The following is a 19,580-nucleotide window of genomic DNA, read 5'->3' on the forward strand; positions in this document are numbered from 1 at the left end:
TAAAGAACACTTAGGTTTACATAATATAATTATTTGAACCTAAGTGTCATGTTTACTTAGTTATTTCTCATTAATCCCTAAATATGTAATTTTATAAATATATAATATTTTAGAATATTTAGATATGTTTTTCAGTAAAATAAATAATATATGTGGGAATTCAACGGGGCAAAAAAAGGGGTGAGATAAATAGAGCAATTGGGCCGAAATGCAGACAAACGAACATTTTTTCAATGGATAAATTTTATATTTCCTTATGTCTATGCCACAGGAATTTCCTTTATTTTGACTTGGATGATTATCTCCTTCCTTCTACTAGGTATTTCCACAGTGAAAGAGAACCCAAAATCGTTATTTCTTCAACCAGATGTTACAAATGAAAACCCTGCTATTAACGGGGATCCAAACAACGAAACCGCATTTTCTATCATTATTAAACCATTTGTAGAATCGAATTTTCATCAAATCATCTTTCAAGGCCTTTTTCTATTAATTGTCTGGGTGCTTTTGTTTTTAACAATTCCTGTTGCCTTTAAGCGGTTGAAGAGATTTAAGTTTTTAAATTTAGAATTTGAGGTAGATAATATAGAACAAGCTGCAATTGAAACTGTTGAAATTAGTGGAACCAAAGCAAAATTAATGGCCTATTTTACAGGTGATGATGCCTCTGGTAGAACTTTAGAATTTTTATTTCAATCAGCAGTTGATTACAAAAAAGTATTAGAATATTTCTTAGAAGAAATGCAAATAGGATACAAAAATCACCCCATTAATGGAGTATTTACTTTTGAAGTAAATAATAATGAGGCCCTAGAAAAATTATCTGATTTAATTGGTGAATCGATGGAAACTGGAGATGCGGTTATCTATAATAAAATTGATGAAAACAATATATTGAAGAAAAACTATTTAGTTTTCTATTATAGTTATAATCACTATGATTACGTTACAGTAATCGAAAGCTACACGTATTCTTTTGATATTTTGGACAAATATTTATTCGAACTCCTGCATAGAACGATCGCTAAAAATATAGAAAACATCGAATATATGGTGGCTTTGACGAATATAGAAGATCAAAGCGAATCGTAAGAAACTCTATGTTGATTCAGAGAGAAGAATGAAAAACCATAAACCGAATAATTTATTATACCCGCTTGTTCATAGCGGGTATTTTTTATTGTTTAACTTTAAATTTTTGGAGTGTTTTTTAGCCATTTTCTGCATAATTGGAGATGATCCAACTAAATCAGCAGGGTTTTTAACTGGTAGCCGCTCCGGGTTTATATCCCTGACTCCTTTGAATTTTTCCCCATTTAATAACCTTTTATAAATATCAGATATTTTCAATTTTTCTCCTCTTTTCGGCTTGCGCAGTATTGTATATGATATTATATTCATCTTCTTCTATTTGTTATTCAATTTTTTAAAAATATTTAGTTTACATAATAATATTATATTTTACTTAATTGATTGAATGGATTGTTCTCAATAACATTTTGAATTTCTTTGTCTTCCACATGCGTATAAATTTGTGTAGTTGAAACACTTGTATGGCCTAGAATATGCTGCAAACTTCTAATATCTGCCCCGTTTTTATACATAATGGTCGCGGAAGTATGTCTAAGCTTATGTGGTGTTATACTTTCTTTATTTAAACCAGAGTTCTGGTTAATCTGCTTCACAATCTTTGCTACCGTTTGTCGCGTTAACCTAGTGCCTTTTTGCGATAAAAATAGGGCTTCATTTGTATTTGCTCCTTGTATCAAATGGCGTTCTTTCTCCATATAGATCCGAAGAGATTCGGTGCAAGCGTTGTTCAAGAAAACCGTCCGTTCTTTATCGCCTTTCCCAACAATTCGTAATATATTGTCTTGGATCGATGTTAAATTCAAACTGCATACTTCCGATACTCGGAGCCCTAAATTCAAAAAGAACATGATAATGCTGTAATTACGGTAATAGTGGTTACTTCTTTTAATGCCCGTAATAAATATCTCCGCTTCCTCGAGATTCATATAAATAGGCTTTTTCTTCCCAATCTTTGGCGTTTCTAGTTCATCCGCAGGATTATCTTCTATTAGTTTTCTTTTCCCTTTTAAATACTTAAAAAAGGATTTTAGCGTAGCAGCTTTTCTAGCGCGAGATGCTGCGCTGTTTTGTCGCTGTACCTCACAATACTCCATAAATAAGTAAATGTCTTCCAATGATATTTCCCTGATCCAATCAATTGTTATTTCTTTAATATTCACGTTATGTATTTTTGATAGCTCTATATCTTCTTCCATCAATTTTAAAAACTTAAAAAACAAAGTGATATCGTATTCGTACTCTTTTCGAGTTCTAATCGATTTTCCTTTGATTGTTGTTAAATAAACTAAAAAATCCTTTAAAATTTTCGGTATTTCTCTTTTCAACTTCCCCACCTCTTATACTCCTAGTTTATCACAAAATAAAGTTCCCAAATATGTATTTGGGAACCTTATTTAAATAATAGTCGTTTTTTCATAAGAAATCGAATTTTTATTACTTTCTCCCCCAATTTTTAATTACTAATATTTCCTTATAACGTTTAAATTGGTGTGCTTCTGAGAGCCTCTGAGAAGCTTTTAAAATATTTTTCGCGACTCAATGTACGTAACTCGCTTCTAAATTCAATTTTATATTAGACGAAAAAAACTCACATTTCCCTGTAAAAGGATATGTGAGGCAATCACCATAACTTATTCTCTTGTAGTTCAAGATATATATCTGTATGCAAAAAATCCTGTTTATTTTTATTTGCTTTTGTTGAATGAAATTTCATCATTGTTACAAGTTGAAGGTCATCACTTCTAAGAGGTTTTTTCCTGGTTCCTCCAACGAGGCAACTCCCTCCGTACAAATGCCATCCTCCTTTTTCATAAAAAGGAACTAAATCTGGTTTACAAGTGAACAAACTGACATCTGGCATATTTTCCTCCATATAATCAGCAACTACCTTAAGTAATTTTCTTCCAATACCTTTTCCTCTGTACTCTGGATGTGTAACAACTTCACTTAACCCAAATGACTTATATTCTATCCCATTTTGAACAATCGTTTTTCCAACAATGGCAATATGAGCTATTGCTTTATTATTATCTACAAATACATAAGAAGTCTTATGCGTGTCGTTGTCTGGCCAAGTAATAGTTTCAATCTGTTGTCTAGGTGCTGCTGGCCATTCTAAACATTGCAATGTAATTATTTGCTGTCTTAATTGTTCTGAGTTATTTTGTTGAGGATATTGTAATAATTCTAGCATCTTTGTAAACCTCCTAAAATTGATGTATATTGTTCAAATTAGTTGTCAACTTCTCTGTTCAGACGTATAATGAATTCAAAAATGAAAAATAATAAAAAAGACCGCTCGATGTTGAAGCATTGAACGGTCAGTAAATAATAGTTGGTTCCCTATAAGGGGATTGGCACTAGGTTAGGATAACCCATCAAGCGTAAACTCAAGGATGGGTTATTTTTTATGGTTAAATGAAAGAATTGACACGATTAATGCTGCAAATGCTATTGCAAATTAATGCTTCAAATACTGTCACCGGCACCACCCCCTTTCTAATGGGAGTGAGCCAACCACCCTTGAGCAACCTATTCTATTACCCTTCAACAACTCCACACATTCGTTCTATTTTTTAGTTATAATCTATGTTATTTATCAACTCTTCAAACCATTTCGCACATGTATATGTATTTCTCCAAATAGAATCATTATCCTCTATTCCCCAACATGTAAATAATATCGACATAACAAACCCTGCCTTCAATAAGCGTTCTTTATCAAACTCAAGTGCTTCACATAGCAAATCTACTCTTTTTTGCAGCGCTTCTTTGGGATTTTCTTTATGGAAAAGCTGATTCGTTAAAAATGCAATCACATCAAAGTATCGGTCACCAATAACACCTTTTGGATCAATTGCTATCCATCCACCTGTATGATCATATAATATATTCTCGTGATGTAAGTCCCCGTGCAATAATTCTTCTCCAGTGGATGCATTCATTATTTCTGTAAAATATGCTTTTGCCTGTTGAATATGTTGCGAGGAAATAATACTAGTACGAAGTTCAAAAGCTTTTATCCATTCGGCGATTGATGGATTGGTCGAATTTGGAGGAGCGGGTCTTCTAGTCTTCTTCCAAACCTGTGCAAAATGTTTCACAGCTAGCTTCTCATCTTTTTCCACTACTAACATTGTTCCAGGAAGTAAATGCTCTAATAGCATTGCTCCGCCTTTTGCATCTTCTTTTAGTAACTTCACACAGCCATTTCCATCGTATAAATGCAAAGTTCGAATTTCATTTTCAGCACTGTCACCTGCAATACCCAACTTCAATATCGCAGGAGTTCCTGCAGCATCTTTTACTTGGAGAATATAATTGTACGACAAATTTTCCACTGGACTTATTAACTCTAACTCCCATTTATTTAAATAAAATTGGATAATAGATTCTAATTTGTTTAACCATACTTTTCCTTCTTCGCCAAAAGTGCCAATGATTTTATTTTCAAATGAAATTGGATAGTTCATGCATGTTCCACTCCTTATTAGAAAAATAGCCGATGATCCTAAAAAACTAGAATCATCAGCTATTTAGTGATTTTTAGCGAATTCGCCAACAACTTCTACTGTTTCATAAATATTAATGAAGGCTTTCTCATCATGCTTTTGTACAATTTCTTTAATTTGTATTGTTTCAAAGCGTGTCACAACGGTCATTAAAATTTGTTTCTTTTCCAGCGTATACCCGCCATACCCATCAGTAATCGTGACACCACGGTAAATAGACTCCAATAATTCTTGACGTATTGCTTCTCCATTAGTCGTCACAATTTGCATCGTTAATTTGTCATGGTTTTTGTAAATTGTGTCAATCATTTTACCTGTTAAGTAAATAGATAATAGCGTATATAATGCAATTTCCCAGTCAAAAACTGCGCCTGCTATAAGAACAATTACTCCATTCATAGCAGTTAGAAGTAGCCCAACACTCATCGTACTTGATCTTGAAATAATGATAGCAATAATATCTAATCCACCTGAAGTACCAGAGTACTTTAAAATTAATCCTACTCCAATACCACCAGTTATTCCACCAAAAATAGTAGATAGAAGGATATTGTCGGTAATAGGTACTGCCGGAATGATAAATAAACCCAAAGAAAGCGAGGCTACACAAATAAGTGTATTAATAGTAATCGTTTTGCCTAATTTGAAATAGCCCAAAACTAGTAATGGTAAATTAAGCAAAAGATTTAATACCCCTGTGTTAAATGGTGTTATAATTCCAAGCAAAATAGCCAGACCACTTATCCCACTACTTAATATATCATATGGGACTAAAAAAGAATTAAAAGCAAAGGCAATAATAAGAGATCCAACAACAACAATTAAATTTTTCATACATTTAAAGCTCCTTCGTTACTATTCATAAAAAAAAATCGCCCTATAAAAGGACGAGTTTTACTTGTGAAGCGGACAAACTTATCACAAGGTTTTTTCTCTTCTTAGACTTTATACATAGTACATAACTTAACAGGAATTTATATGCAAGTCAACCATAAAACGACCGATTAACGCAGGTGCATCAATCGGTCGGGCACTTATTATTTACTTACAGATATTTTCCCATTATCCGTTTCTAATTTAATCAAGTTCGTTCCATTTCCAAATATAGTTTGTTTATTTGAACTACCAAACACATCAATTTTTCCTAGGTCAACTTTTGCGTGAATAGTTACATTAGAAGGCTCTTTATCCGTTTGGATTTCAATCAAGCCGTTATCTGTCTTTAAATTTATAAATCTCTCTAGGTTGCTTGTAGTTAATAGTATTCGACCATTGTCGGTTTTGGCATTTATTTCACCACCAACTTCATCCATAAGGATTTGACCGTTGTCAGTTTCGACGCTTACTGTTTGCGCTTGAACATTTTTCAATTCAATTGAACCATTATCCGTTCCCAAATTCACATCTTCCACTTGGAGTCCTTCTGCAATAATTCGTCCGTTGTTTATTTCTGTTCTAAGCTCTTCGTATTCTTTTTCTGGAACATAGACGATTAGTTTAATATCTAATGAAGTAAATCCAAATTGGATAAAGCGCCAGTCCTTTTCTTTCAATTCAACGTATAATGTATCCCCTTTAACATCAACATTAAAAAGATACTTCGATTTTTGTTTCATTTTTCCTGAAAATTTAACTTCGGTATGATTATTTTTTGTCGGTATAATTTCCACAGACGCATTATCGGACTGTATATCTATATTTGTATAGCTTTCTTTCACCGTTAGTTCATCCGACTTATTCACCAATGTGTCTTTTACATTCATTACAATACTAATTGCTGCTCCTGCTAATAATACAAAAAAACCTATAATAGCAATTTTCTTCAAATTCATCTTTCACCCTCCATTTATCGTATTTCTTACTCACTCTATATATTTTATTATAAAGGACTTAAACATTATTCAAATGGTCTGGAGGAGTGACTTCATCTAAGTCTTGAGACGTATAATTCCATGTCACTTATGTAAAATCCATTAGTACACCATAATGATCGCTAGGCAATATTTTTGTTTGAGCAACTGGTATATCCCCGAAAACCTGCACATTTTTAATGACCGGTAAGTCAATAACCTCATTTTTATGTATTAAAATCCAATCATAGCGAGCCGGATTCTTTATATCAGAATCATTCTTTAAATAGGGATTATTAATATAATCAAGTTTTGGCTGTGGTTTTATAGATTTCTCTGCCTCCATATACTGTACGACCTCTAACCAAAAAATATTTGTTAAATATTGATGAATTGCTGAGCCAGGGTAATCGTTAAAATCGCCACAAAGAATTTCAATTGGTTTCAGTTTATTATCTTCAAAAATCCACTCATGTACTGTTCTTAATTGTTCTTCTCTTATGGATATTTATTTCCTATTAAAGTGGGCATTCGTAAGCCCAAATTCTCGATTACCGTATTTAAATGTAATTCGAATTGCACAGTAATTAGACTCCTCTGTTTCTTTATGCCAAACAGTATCATCTGAGCAAAGAGGAAATTTACTTAAAATAGCTAGCCCTTCATCTGGAGAATCAGGATACTCTTTAAAATACAATAAGGATAGCAAGTTTGCGCCGCTATATGCTGTGCAACATAGATTTCATTTTTCCTTCAATAAATGTTTTCACTTCTTACATTGCTAGAATGTCAGGATTAATATGTTTGATTTCTTCACAAATAGCATGTAATCGTTCCAAGCATAGTATGTTCTTATTCCAAATGTTATAAGTAGCAATTCGCATTCTATTCCACCACTTTCTCCTAATCGAACAATAAAAACTGTGGGTCTTCAACTATTTTAATAAAAATGTTTTCTGGATTATCACTAGAATTATCGAGAAAATATTGTGCTGGAGCACCTGATGAAAGAAACTCATCTCGAAGTATTAGAACCCTTTCCCCCATTTGTATACTAGCTGCTCTTTGAAGATCACGACTAACGTGAATATCTGCATCTGCCCATAAAATGACATACTTAACTTCAATTCCTTGTACAATCCACTCCGTTGCGTATGATTGAACATCTTCCCAAAAGGCAACCCAATCAATAATGACATCATAACCAGCGTCTAAAAAATTATTACTTAAAGAGACAATGTTATTCCAAACTAGGTCTTTTGCTTGTTCGGATAGCCAAGGCTTTTCATATCCTGAAACGGGCATATAACTAATCGTATCTCCTGATATATGGGCACTTTTTACAAGTTGTTGCGCCAGTATTTTTGATGTAGTTGATTTTCCAACACCTGCTGGGCCAGAAATAATAAAAACTTTTCTCGTCATTAGTCATAATCGCTCCTATAAAATCAAAATATTCTATATTATCATCTTACACGAAAACTAATCGTTTATTTTGAAAATAATACAAAAAAATACTAGACCTTCAAAATCAGGCCTAGCATATATGCTTATTCTAAAATGTTTCTATTTTTCTCTCGCTTCCACATATACATTAGTAAACCAATACCTATTAGTAACGTGGAAGTATACGCAGTCGGTGCAACCGATTGTGGAATCCAAATTGCGATAATATTAGTTATTAAATATAGTAATCCATAACCAATTACCCCAACAATAATTGGTATTTGTACACCTATGAGCACAATATAATTAGGTACAACACTTGAAAATACCATTGCTAGTAACGCCATTATTAAACCTAGCACATAAATGGCCACGATATTTAAGACGATAAACTGTCCAAATGTCGGGTCATACCAATTAAAACCACTGATAAACATATGTACTGGTACGCCAAAATACATAGAAGTGTTATTTAATGAATAAAAACTCAAATAGACGATTAATAATGTTGTGATAAGTAATAATGTAGAAATAAAGCCTGCAAGCACTTTCGTCTTATACAAACTACGCCCTTTTTTGGACGCATACTGTATGAAGTGCAACTGCACCATTCTATCCTTTAAAAATATTGGAGAAATAAAAATGACAACACTAATAACGATTGTAATAGCAACAGATAAAATAAATGTTTTAAAATTGGAAATAACTACTTCAGAATAAACTTGGTACAATCCTTTCTCAACCATCTCAAAATAACGTTCTTTTTGCCAAGGCTCAGCATTCTTTAAATAATTTCCTAGTATTTCTTCCTTCCTTTCATAAAAACCGATAAGCCTTTCTCTCTCCTGTAGCTCCCATACTAGATCATTATTTTCTACAAAAAGTAAATTGCTATAAAGTGCAGATAGTTCTTCATTTTCTCTATCGAAATTCCTTAACTCTGTATATGTTTCCATTCCAGCTTCTACAAAATCACTTCTTGTTTGCAAAAACTCGTTTATTTCCTCTACTTGCATGTCATATGTTTTCTTAAAATCTGCGAATTCAAATTCATCCATATGTGTACCGTATTTTTCTATCATCTCAATTCCTATATTATAGGAGTCTAATGCCGGTCTTCCATTTGGAAAGTGCTCAATGTCAAATTGAATGAACATATAATACATAATGGCATTTACGATAAATAGTAAAACAAATATCTTCCATGTCATAATTTTTTTTAGTTCATTCCATAATATTTGCATGTTATGCCCCCTACTGAATACTTTGTTTTTGAAAATATTTATAAGCGAGCATACTTGTAACAGTTACAATAAACGCCCAAATAACAATTGTGATAACTTCATAATTATGAAACATCGTACCTAGCCCATTTTGTCCACTAAAGAGCATATGTGGATTCATGACGATAACCGATAAGTTAAACGAAGCAAATATTATAAAAATGGAATTAGTTGGCATAAAACCACTAGCTAAATATCCTAGAGCAAAAAAGATAGCAAAGATAAAAAACGTGAAATAACTATTTTTTACAATAACTGAAATAGTGAATACAACTAATGTAAAAAGAAGCATACAGCCCATTAAAAGCAAAGTAACAAGCAGTAAAAATTGTATGAATGGAATATTCCGCCAAGTTATATAAGGTAGTGTATATTCCCAATTAAAAGCACTGCTAATTGGGCTATCCCATAAACCAGTATATGAAAAAACACTAAAGTAACAGGCAAGTGTAACTCCGAATAATACAAGACACATGAGTAGTGACATAATAAGCGATGCAATTAGCTTATCTTTCATAAATGCTCTTCCTCTTCTAGTAGAAAAACTAAGAAGATGTGTTTTATGTTCAACTTCATAGTTTGTAATAAATGCTGTTGTTAATACGACCAAAACAAGTGCTTGGAATACAAGTGCACCAAAAATATTTCTAAATAAAAAACTATGCATTTTATAAGGAGCTCCAGCAAATGCCCATTGCTTATGCTCTTCTGATATTTTTATTTCCTCGAAACGATCTGATAATTTTATGTATTCATTTCGAATCATCTCAGCCGGTTTGCCGCTTAATCCGTACATACGTATCGTATCTTCAGCTAAACTATCTATCTTTAAGCTATCGTAATAAACGTCAATACTTTGTGCCATTTGAAAATACATTTCTTTTAGTTCTAACTCACGAAAAAGTGACTTATCCACTTCACTGTAGCTATCGAAATCTTCCCAAGTCGTTTGTTCAAAAAACTCACTTACACTAGAAAATTTCTTTCCAGTAATTGCTACCAGCTGTTCCCTGTCTTTTTGAAGAGCTTGTTCAAATAGCTGTAATGACTCCTCTGTAATTTGTAAACCATATGTTTCCGCTAGTTCATTAGCTATTTTTAGCTCTTCTTTCATATAGCTATTATTGATAATAAGAAAAAAATCAAAAACCGAAAAAACGAATAGTAACAATAAAAATATCGGCGACTTCCACACTTTTTGGCATTCATGCCAAACAATTTGCTTACTCATCGTACTTCGCCTTCCTCATTGTCTCGGTACTCATATAGAAACACATCTTCTAATTGTGGCTGCATCACCGTCCAGTTCGATCCTGCATTTCCTTTATGGATAAAACGAATAATCATTTTGCCATCTTCCTGTTTTTCGGAAAGCAATGTATATTGTTTTCGAAAGGATTCTAACTCCTCATAATGTATAGATGCTTCGTATACAGACCCATCTAGTGTTGCACAAATATTTCCCACACTTTCGTTATACAAAAGTTGTTTATTTTTAATCATTATCACTTTATTCGCAATCGATTCTATATCAGAGACAATATGCGTCGACACAATTACGAGTCGTTCTCTAGCAAGGTCTGATAATAAATGGCGAAAGCGAGCTCGCTCTTTCGGATCTAACCCAGCAGTTGGCTCATCCAAGATGAGAATCTCTGGGTTATTAAGTAATGACTGCGCTATTCCCACTCGCTGAATCATCCCACCTGAAAACTTACGCATTTTTTTAGTAGCTACGTCACTAAGCGCAACTTCTTGTAATAAATCCTCAATTATCAGCAATGCTTCTTTTCTACTTATCCCTTTTAAAGCAGCTAAATATAGTAAATATTCCTTTGGTGAGTAGTTTTTATAGTAACCAAACTGCTGTGGTAAATAACCTAAAAGTGTTCGGTATGAGTCATCCATTGCGAGTATATTTTTTCCATTATACAAAATTTCTCCTTTTGTCGGAAAGATTAGTGTTGTTAGCATTTTGATAAGTGTTGTTTTACCCGCACCATTTGGAGCAAGCAGACCATAAAGTCCATTTGTAAACTCTAAATCAATTGTATCGAGAGCTAAAAAATCACCATATTTTTTCGTTACATTTTTTACAGCGAGCATCTTAATAAACCCCTTTCTTTTGATAGAAATAAATTAATCGGTTCAATAACTTTACGTATACCAATGCAGTGCAAACAAAAACTAGCCCATATATGAACAGTGGTAATTGCATAAGAATCTCTAAATACAATTCATTGTTTGTGCTGCTAAGGACAATATTTCCAGCAAACCATATAAATACTGTACTAATAATCGTTGGAAATGAATGATTCCTCATTAATGCGTATAAAAAGAAAATCGAAAATAAAAACAAACCTGTTGTAGAAATCATAAACGCTCGAAAAAAATCGATTGGTTCATAAAATATGTTCAGAACAACAAGTGCAAACGTATTTGTGAACATCGAAAAAATACTAAATGTGAACATCCGAAAAGCGATAATTTGATAGACATTGTATTTACATGTCATTTCTACTTCGAATGTTGTCTTACGCACTTTCGACATATACGTATACATAGAAAAAATAAGATAAAGAATAGGTGAAAAGAGAAAAATTAACGCATATAATTCTTCCATTTTGTATTTGGTTAAACCATACATAAAAAATGGAGAAATTAGTGAAATAATTACGGTAAACAACGCAAAGACTAGCCATGCATAATTAGAAAATAAGTGACGAAAACCTAGTTGCTTATACATTGATTTGATAAATGGAAAAAAGGATTCTTTTTGCTTCACGCCTTCTTGAACAATTGCTTGAATTTGCTTTTGCATTGTTACTTGACCTGGCAATGGCACATAAAACTTTTCTTTACTCATATAAATCCTCCTTCATCGCTCGGCGTATTCCTTTTATCGAAGCATAGTATTTAGTTTTCACAGTAGATAGTGGGATGGACACGATTGCTTCAATTTCTTGAAACGTATATTCACCAAAAAGTTTGAGACGAACAATTTGCTGACTTGTAGCATCTAGTACAGTTAATAGTGAAATGACCGTTTCAAAATCTTCTTTGTACTCTAGTGTGATAACGATATTTTGCTCGTCCTGAAACTCATACTCCTCGATTGGTTGCACTACTTTCGTATATTGATAGCTTTTGGAGCGGAAATAATCGACAAGTCGGTTCGATGCAAGCCTATATAGCCAAGTTCGAAAAGAAGCCTTTTTACTATCAAAATGCTGAATAGACTTTAGAACACTTATAAAAATTTCCTGTGTCAGATCAAGCGTAAGCTCGTTATCTAATGTTTGTTTATATATAAAGGCGTAAATTTCATTGTAATACTTAGTGATTAACTTATTTGCAGCTTCCTCATTTGCACTTCGTTTTATCTTTTTTATCCATAGCCTTTCCATATCTCACCACATGCTTCCCTCATGATCATTGCCGTCTCATACATATATTCGTAATAGATTAGAAAATAGTTTGATAAATTGATATAAATAAATATTCTTTCTTTTATTATAAACAAAAAAGTACATCGCTTTTAGACAGGCAATGTACCTTTTTAGACTTTTCATTATTTATCTGCTATCCAACAAAACTCCATAAGGATTATTTGGAGTTGTCTCCCTTTTAGTACCTGATTTATCCCAAAAACTCTCACTATAAATTCTGAACAAGATGATTTTATTAAGTGAAGTTTAATTTTTTCTAATCTATTATTTATATTTTCAGAAATTTAGATTCCTTTCTCCTATTTGTAGTGTATTTTTTTACACCCTTCAAATACGCAACCCAATCTTTAATGACTTCACATCCATGCTCCAAAGAGTTATTACCTAATGATACAATATTCTTCCAAACCTGATTTTTAGCTTGTTTGAATCCAAAGGCTTTTCATAACCTAAGAAGGTATAGGGCTAATGTTTTCAGCTAATATATTCACTTCTAACCCTTATTCAAGCATTCGTCATGTTGTTAATTTTACAAAGCGATGAAAATTTCAACAACTTGAATCCATATAGCTCAAATTTTGATATACTGAGAGCTACATGGTTTGATCCTGTAATATCATAGTTACAATACCCCGGGTGGAGAATAATTTAATTTTTATATAAACATTTATTAACTAAGGTGAAAAATATTGGAATTACTCTTTATTCTTCCGAAATAGTGTCTCTGTATGATTTTCTTCCTGAATCAACCTTATTTACATCCACAGTTATTTTTCTGATTGAATTTTCCGTCAACTCAACCTTTCCGTCTTTATGAACCTTTTTCCATACTTTAACATTATCACGATACAAATATTCCGATAATCGATAGATATCAGTATCATGTTTTAAACCCTCTTTATAAGTTTCTTCAATTTCTTTCTGAACTTCTTTTTCTACTCCCTTACGTACTTCATCCTCAGTTACTTTACTAAGAAAACCACTTACAGTAACTTCCATTATTACATTTATGTCAAACATCACCTCACCTTTATCAGTAATTGGTTTTACTTTCACATTGATTTTATCTACATCAACAGTGAGATAATTATCTTTATTCGTATCTAAGTTGACTGTTACTTCTCCTCTTTTTGTCTCATTAGTCATCCACTGTAATCCTCTTACCTTGTCTAACATTATCGTTTGCTTAAAGCCTTTTGGATTAGTTACACTAACACCTGTAATACTTGCAACTTTATCAGGGCCTTTTTCGGTTGACCAATTATCTTTAATAGTGACCAACGGAATGTTTACTTCATAGCTTGGCTCATTTAGTCTTATGATCAACTTTCGTAAACTGATTGGTTCAATAAATGATTCTTGTTTATATGAATTCATAGGATCTGCAATTTTAGAATGTGAAATTCCTTTATTTAAGATCGGAGTTAGTAACATTACTTCTTTCACAGACTCCTGAGTACTGTACACCCAAGTTTGATATCTCGTTTCTCTATAACGCACAAAAGTGTTTATAATTGGATTAGCATTACCATATTTTAGTACTTCTTCTGATAAAACAAGATAAGTCAAGTGCCCCCAAAAAAGTTGTTGATCCAATGTATGATATAGCTCATATAACGCTTCATCTACTGTAGTACCAGTAGCATGACCCACTTCTAACTGAGTAGCCTGTGTATTTGGTTGTTCCGTTTTTGCCAACATGGAAAAATCAATGATTTGAGCAAATACTTCATACTTACCATCTTTATAATCTATTCCTAAACCATATATATAAAGCATTCTTTCAGGTTCGTTTTCATCCCAACACCCTGAAAGTAAGAATAAAACAGAAACAAAAATAATTACAATTTTTCTCTTCATTTTTCGACCTCTTTGGTTCTTGTTTCGTCTTGAGGATCTAACGACTTCGGACGCTTTTTATAGTATTTCGCGGGCATTCGGAGTAATGATTTCGATATTGTTGACCAATTTAAATCTGATGCAATATTCATGTAAGGAACACCAAAAACTCGGATACTCGATAAATACAGTATCGTAAAGTGAAATGCAATGAAAAAGCCAAACAACCCAAAGAATGCTGTAACAATAATAAAACTAATGCGTAATATGCTCACCGCTGTTACAAGGGATTGATTAACTAAAGTAAATGTTGCAATGGTTGATATTGCAATAATAACGATCATTGCTGGACTAGTAAGACCTGCTCGAATAGCAGCATCACCAATGATTAATCCTCCAACAACACTAATTGTGCCACCAATGACAGAGGGGAGTCGTAGTCCTGCTTCACGGAATAGTTCAAACATAACTAGCATAAGAAGCATTTCAAGTGCTGAAGGTAGTGGAAGTCCTGTATTCGCTTGGACTACTGTTGCTAGTAATTGGAGTGGCAATTGATTTTGGTGATAAGAGGTTAATGCTAGCCAAAAAGCAGGTAGAAACAAACCGATTAATATGCCTGTCACACGAAGAATTCGTTCAAGTGAACTGAAAATAATGGGATATTCGTTATCCTCACCTGACTTTAAAAGTAAAAATAAATTCACGGGAGTGATCATGGCATATGAAACCCCATCAACAAAAATGATAAATCTTCCTCGCACAAGCGCTTGAATAGCAAAATCAGGTCTCCCTGTATAATCATTTCTCGGGAATATTTTAGCGCTTTTATTAACTCTTTCCATTAATATATCCCCACTGAAAATAATATCTGTGTCAACTTTGTTTAACTGTTCTTTTATTTCATCTAAAATGCCTTTATTGGCGATATCGTCAAAATAAAGAATTGATACTTTCGTTTGTGAACGTTTCCCCAATATGAAATTTTCCACGCATAGTGAATTTGTCGGCAATCTTTTTCGTATTAAGGCAATATTCACTGAAATATCCTCTATAAAATTGTCTCTTGGCCCTTTTATAAGAACTTCCATTCTTGATTCTTCAGGATTCCGGTTTGGCTTTTTTTCTATATTACTGGAAAATAATAGATGCTCATCTTCAAAAAAAAGTAGCAAGTGCCCCGTATATACAAGTGAAATAGCATCAGCCATGTCCTCTACTTTTTTTAAATCAGGAATGTGCAATTGAGCAAACACAGTTTCTTCCAACAATTTGTCAGCTATATTATCACACATTTGTTGAACTCGTTTAACAATGACATCATTTAATAAAAGCAGGTCAATCATTGCATTACATGTAATGAACATTACTTTATGTTTTTGGAATGCATACTCTTGGAATTGTACATCAGCGGAATTTTTAAATAACTGATGCAAGGTGTTAGATTCAATTTTTTCTCTTTCTGATTGCATCCCTCTTCCCTACTTTCCTTGTGAATTTACTACTTATATCTTTTTGGAAGTCTTCCCTGAAATCCAAGCAACGCTTGCAAAAAAGATAGACAAAGTGAAAAAGAAGAAGAACGTACTTACCAAGAAATAATTTCTTTTAATTTCAAGAAAAAGACTTTCACTTAAAAGAAACAACATTAAACAAATCAAGAAAAAGGCTGGTGCAAGAAGCAATCCAATTCGTTTTTTACTCCTATTCATATTTAACATGTCCACAACAATGAATAATATGAATCCTACTCTTATAAATGCACCAGTAAGCCATTGATAAATAGAGAAAAAATCCATATGTTCAAGATACCTACCTACCGATACAAGTCCCCATTCCTCAAATGCAGGATACTTTTGTTTAGCTGCTTCAACTGGGCCGAACTCAGTAATTGCCCCCATAAGTGGACCAATTGTCAGCCCCATTAAAATAAAAAGCATCAGCACATAATGAAACCATTTAATGCGTTTCTTAAAATGATGTTGAAGGAATAGGAGCATTAGTAATTCAACAAATCCAGATGCTGGATACACCATGCCTTCAAAAACTGGTTGAAAACCATTTTCAAAAAATGGCCGCAATAAATTATAATCCTTCACTTGTATATTCGCGATTGCTACAAAAAAACCTAATATAACTACCCCAAAAAGAACGATGACGTTAACCATGGCAATTGTTTGTATGTTCGTTGAAGCTAATAATATACAAAGTAGCGTGTAGATGATTAGCAACAATAACGATGGGGTTTTTGGTAAAAAAGTTGTAGTAACCCATTTCAATGTTTCAACCATCGTAAATGCTGCAAGTATTACTAAATAAACCCCAATAATATTTAGTACAATGGTAGAACCTATCCTCCCAATCACTGATTTTAACCAATCAGATATCGGCGCTTGATTTGATTTATTCTGGACATAAACTAAAAGAAACAACCAAGGTGCCATAGATATCGCAGCAAGGAGAACAGATACCCAGCCATCTCTTCCTCCAACATGTAGGAGTGGTGGAAGGATTGTTACATGATTTTTTAAACCGATAACCGTCATCGATAAGAAGATGACATGTAATATACTAATTGGTCCAACGACTCTCAAATTACAACCCTCTAACATTTATTGATATTGTATAGTATTGACAATGAAACCGAAGATTATAAGTTAACGATTGAGATAATTGCTGTATTACAACTTGTATAAAAGAAATAATTTTTTGGGATATAAATAATTTTTATGAATATAATTTCAAAGAATAATAACTCAACTTTTGAGTTGAAAAATACCTAGAGTTACTTAAACTCAATTCCTTGGGCAATACACTTGTTCCCAATATTAACTAAGATGAAAAAATCGTTTACATATACACCGGAAACCATATCTGTACCACTAAATTGTCCAATATTTTATACAAATACTTTTATAATATGTATACTTTCATGTCACTGTCCAATAAATTTTGCAATGATAATATACACGGCACCTCCCCAATTCCGATTGTATAACAACTGTTATTATCGTAAACTATCTTAATATTGGTTTTTTCTTACATGCCTATTATTGGAGGTTTTCATATTGAGCAATTTATTCGATGTTAGACGTACTATTTTGAAACATTATCTCGTCGAACAAGCAATTGATGCGGTGATGATTACAGATCCATCAGATGTTTTTTATTACACAGGTTTTAATTCGAATCCTCATGAACTGTTCATGTCATTGATTATTAACACGCAGAACAATATGTCTTCTTTATTCGTTCCTGCATTAGATAAAGACGTTGCTATACAAGCAGCCGATATCGAGCATATTATTCCTATATCGGATGAACAGAACCCGTTTGATGTTGTAAGTAATACAATTGGTGCCTTTCAAGGAATTATGGGTATTGAAGGAAAAGCGTTAAGCTATTTCCGTTATCAAAGCCTTCTGAAAGTATTTCCTAGCATCCAAGTTGTCGATGTACAACCTTTTATCATTAAACAGCGCATGAAAAAATCAATAGAAGAAATAAGCTATTTGAAGAAAGCACTTGAGATTATTGAGAAAGTACTCGAAGAAGGTATTAAAAAAGTAGTTGTCGGTATGACAGAAGCGGAATTAACTGCTGAACTGGAGTTTTAATGCGTAAATTTGGAGCGGATGGTCCCTCCTTCTCTACAATTGTGTTATCGGGCGAAAAAGCAGCATTTCCTCACGGTTCACCTGGTGAGCGAAAACTGCAAATAGGCGATTATCTTTTAATTGATTTCGGTGTTATGAAAGACGGCTATTCCTCCGATATTACACGAACATTCATTATCGGCGAGGCTTCTGAGGAGCAGAAGAAAATATACGGTATTGTTCTCGAGTCCAATCAAGCAGGGATTCAAGCAGTACAAGCTGGCGTCGCGCTAAAAACGTTCGACCTAGCAGCAAGAAATATCATTATCGAAAAAGGTTATGGGCAATATTTCAATAATCGAGTTGGCCATGGTTTAGGAATGGAACTCCACGAAGAACCTTCCATTCACCAAAATAATGAAGGCATAGCGGAAACTGGACTTGTCTTCACGATTGAACCAGGGATTTACATTCCGGATGTTGGTGGTGTGCGCATCGAGGATACTGTCTACATCAATGAAGATAGAAAAGTGGAAGTATTGTCTTCCTTCCCAAGAGAAATGCAAATTCTATAATTAAAAAACTGCCGATCGCTTCAACGTTTAGTCGAAGTGACTCGGCGTTTTTTTTATACTTTGTACCATTTCGGTATGAGAATATGAAAATCTTCAAACTGATCCAAAGTAAATTGGGTATATTTTTGAAACTTCCCCTGTTGTTTAATGCCACCTTCATGTCCCCATACTTCTGCTGAAACGATATGAATAGCTACATACAAACGATGTAATTCCCAAAAAGAATCCAATATAGTCTGATTGTCATGATAACCATCCAAAACTCCACAGGAATATTCTCTACTTACAGACACATTAAAGTATTCCATTTTGTAAAATTCGTTCACTGGATCAGCATAAGTTATTTTTTGCAAATCGATAAGTCCTGTAAATTGATTTTCATGTATTAAAATATTACCAGGGTGAAAATCATAATGCTGCGCGCGGCAGGGTCGATCTTTTAATAAATGCAGCTGGCTTTCTATGAATGGTAGCACAGTTAAATAGCGCTCATTTTCATTCGCTATTTTTTCAAAACGTGGGGTTAGTTTCTGTACTCGGCTTGTCCAAAGCTGCTCCCAACTAGGATGATCATTCGGTGCAGGAATACTATGTAAGTTTTTAAACGTCTTGCCCACTTGTTGCCCAATTTTGTATTGATCTGCTGGACTGGCGTTTAATAATGCTACATTTCCATTTTCTCCAATTATATAATCTAAAATCATATATGCTTTTCCGTCATGTATTCCAACATCGTGTACAAACGGAATATGCTTGTCCTTTGCATGAGCAGAATTTATTAGCTTTTCTTGTTGTTCTAATTGAGCTATATCTTTATCTGGAGAAATGCGTAATAAATACGTATTATCAATACACCATTTTTCTTCATTTGAGTAGCCTTCCTCAATTAATTCATACGATAAACAGTTTTGTAAAAAAGGGATTTGGAGAAGTTCCAT

At 33.3% G+C, this 19,580-nt stretch carries 19 protein-coding genes and 1 pseudogene; 2 read left to right on the forward strand and 18 right to left on the reverse strand.

The window, feature by feature from the left end; all coding sequences use genetic code 11:
- Positions 1 to 330: 330 nt before the first annotated feature.
- A complete protein-coding gene (locus tag RUH95_RS08345; protein ID WP_313892395.1) occupies positions 331 to 1,092 on the forward strand; it encodes a hypothetical protein in 762 nt (253 codons plus the stop codon).
- Between the two features lie 69 nt (positions 1,093 to 1,161).
- Here RUH95_RS08345 and RUH95_RS08350 read toward each other — a convergent pair whose 3' ends face one another.
- The 17 genes from RUH95_RS08350 to RUH95_RS08430 form a co-directional block, all read right to left on the reverse strand.
- Positions 1,162 to 1,350: a hypothetical protein gene (locus RUH95_RS08350; protein WP_313892396.1), complete on the reverse strand. Its 189-nt coding sequence runs from the start codon at positions 1,348 to 1,350 to the stop codon at positions 1,162 to 1,164.
- Between the two features lie 104 nt (positions 1,351 to 1,454).
- Positions 1,455 to 2,417 (reverse strand): tyrosine-type recombinase/integrase, encoded by a 963-nt coding sequence (locus RUH95_RS08355; protein WP_397469489.1) that lies wholly within the window; start codon positions 2,415 to 2,417, stop codon positions 1,455 to 1,457.
- A gap of 296 nt (positions 2,418 to 2,713) precedes the next feature.
- Positions 2,714 to 3,286 carry a GNAT family N-acetyltransferase gene (locus RUH95_RS08360; RefSeq protein WP_313892398.1) on the reverse strand — a complete coding sequence of 191 codons (573 nt, stop codon included), beginning with the start codon at positions 3,284 to 3,286 and terminating at the stop codon, positions 2,714 to 2,716.
- A gap of 382 nt (positions 3,287 to 3,668) precedes the next feature.
- The gene (locus RUH95_RS08365) at positions 3,669 to 4,565 is read right to left on the reverse strand and encodes an aminoglycoside phosphotransferase family protein (RefSeq protein ID WP_313892399.1); all 897 of its coding nucleotides are present in this window, start codon (positions 4,563 to 4,565) and stop codon (positions 3,669 to 3,671) included.
- Between the two features lie 63 nt (positions 4,566 to 4,628).
- Complete coding sequence (locus tag RUH95_RS08370) at positions 4,629 to 5,438, reverse strand: YitT family protein (RefSeq protein ID WP_313892400.1); 810 nt, start codon at positions 5,436 to 5,438, stop codon at positions 4,629 to 4,631.
- A gap of 203 nt (positions 5,439 to 5,641) precedes the next feature.
- Complete coding sequence (locus RUH95_RS08375) at positions 5,642 to 6,436, reverse strand: DUF4097 family beta strand repeat-containing protein (protein WP_313892401.1); 795 nt, start codon at positions 6,434 to 6,436, stop codon at positions 5,642 to 5,644.
- A gap of 127 nt (positions 6,437 to 6,563) precedes the next feature.
- Positions 6,564 to 6,800: an exonuclease/endonuclease/phosphatase family protein gene (locus RUH95_RS08380; protein ID WP_313892402.1), complete on the reverse strand. Its 237-nt coding sequence runs from the start codon at positions 6,798 to 6,800 to the stop codon at positions 6,564 to 6,566.
- A gap of 162 nt (positions 6,801 to 6,962) precedes the next feature.
- Positions 6,963 to 7,163 carry an exonuclease/endonuclease/phosphatase family protein gene (locus tag RUH95_RS08385; protein WP_313892403.1) on the reverse strand — a complete coding sequence of 67 codons (201 nt, stop codon included), beginning with the start codon at positions 7,161 to 7,163 and terminating at the stop codon, positions 6,963 to 6,965.
- A 194-nt stretch (positions 7,164 to 7,357) separates the two neighbouring features.
- Positions 7,358 to 7,879, reverse strand: coding sequence for a P-loop nucleotide/nucleoside kinase family protein (locus tag RUH95_RS08390; RefSeq protein WP_313892404.1), 522 nt, complete (start codon positions 7,877 to 7,879; stop codon positions 7,358 to 7,360).
- Positions 7,880 to 8,004: 125 nt separating this feature from the next.
- Positions 8,005 to 9,144 carry a hypothetical protein gene (locus RUH95_RS08395; protein WP_313892405.1) on the reverse strand — a complete coding sequence of 380 codons (1,140 nt, stop codon included), beginning with the start codon at positions 9,142 to 9,144 and terminating at the stop codon, positions 8,005 to 8,007.
- Positions 9,145 to 9,154: 10 nt separating this feature from the next.
- Positions 9,155 to 10,414, reverse strand: coding sequence for a hypothetical protein (locus RUH95_RS08400; RefSeq protein ID WP_313892406.1), 1,260 nt, complete (start codon positions 10,412 to 10,414; stop codon positions 9,155 to 9,157).
- The gene (locus RUH95_RS08405; RefSeq protein WP_313892407.1) at positions 10,411 to 11,289 is read right to left on the reverse strand and encodes an ABC transporter ATP-binding protein; all 879 of its coding nucleotides are present in this window, start codon (positions 11,287 to 11,289) and stop codon (positions 10,411 to 10,413) included. The genes RUH95_RS08400 and RUH95_RS08405 overlap by 4 nt, the downstream gene beginning before the upstream one ends.
- 1 nt (position 11,290) lies before the next feature.
- Positions 11,291 to 12,049: a hypothetical protein gene (locus tag RUH95_RS08410; protein WP_313892408.1), complete on the reverse strand. Its 759-nt coding sequence runs from the start codon at positions 12,047 to 12,049 to the stop codon at positions 11,291 to 11,293.
- A complete protein-coding gene (locus RUH95_RS08415; RefSeq protein ID WP_313892409.1) occupies positions 12,042 to 12,590 on the reverse strand; it encodes an RNA polymerase sigma factor in 549 nt (182 codons plus the stop codon). Before RUH95_RS08415 ends, RUH95_RS08410 begins: the two co-directional genes overlap by 8 nt.
- A 744-nt stretch (positions 12,591 to 13,334) precedes the next feature.
- Complete coding sequence (locus tag RUH95_RS08420; RefSeq protein WP_313892410.1) at positions 13,335 to 14,492, reverse strand: Ger(x)C family spore germination protein; 1,158 nt, start codon at positions 14,490 to 14,492, stop codon at positions 13,335 to 13,337.
- Positions 14,489 to 15,943 (reverse strand): spore germination protein, encoded by a 1,455-nt coding sequence (locus RUH95_RS08425; protein ID WP_313892411.1) that lies wholly within the window; start codon positions 15,941 to 15,943, stop codon positions 14,489 to 14,491. The genes RUH95_RS08420 and RUH95_RS08425 overlap by 4 nt, the downstream gene beginning before the upstream one ends.
- Positions 15,944 to 15,976: 33 nt before the next feature.
- On the reverse strand, positions 15,977 to 17,065 hold the full coding sequence (locus RUH95_RS08430) for an endospore germination permease (protein ID WP_313892412.1): 1,089 nt from the start codon (positions 17,063 to 17,065) through the stop codon (positions 15,977 to 15,979).
- A gap of 474 nt (positions 17,066 to 17,539) precedes the next feature.
- Between RUH95_RS08430 and RUH95_RS21515 the strand changes: the two are divergent.
- Positions 17,540 to 18,642 (forward strand): annotated as a pseudogene (locus RUH95_RS21515) (M24 family metallopeptidase).
- A gap of 53 nt (positions 18,643 to 18,695) precedes the next feature.
- Here the strand turns inward: RUH95_RS21515 and RUH95_RS08445 are convergent.
- Positions 18,696 to 19,580 carry an aminoglycoside phosphotransferase family protein gene (locus RUH95_RS08445; protein ID WP_313892415.1) on the reverse strand — a complete coding sequence of 295 codons (885 nt, stop codon included), beginning with the start codon at positions 19,578 to 19,580 and terminating at the stop codon, positions 18,696 to 18,698.

The sequence above is a fragment of the Psychrobacillus sp. genome (assembly GCF_032154225.1).
GTDB lineage: Bacteria > Bacillota > Bacilli > Bacillales_A > Planococcaceae > Psychrobacillus.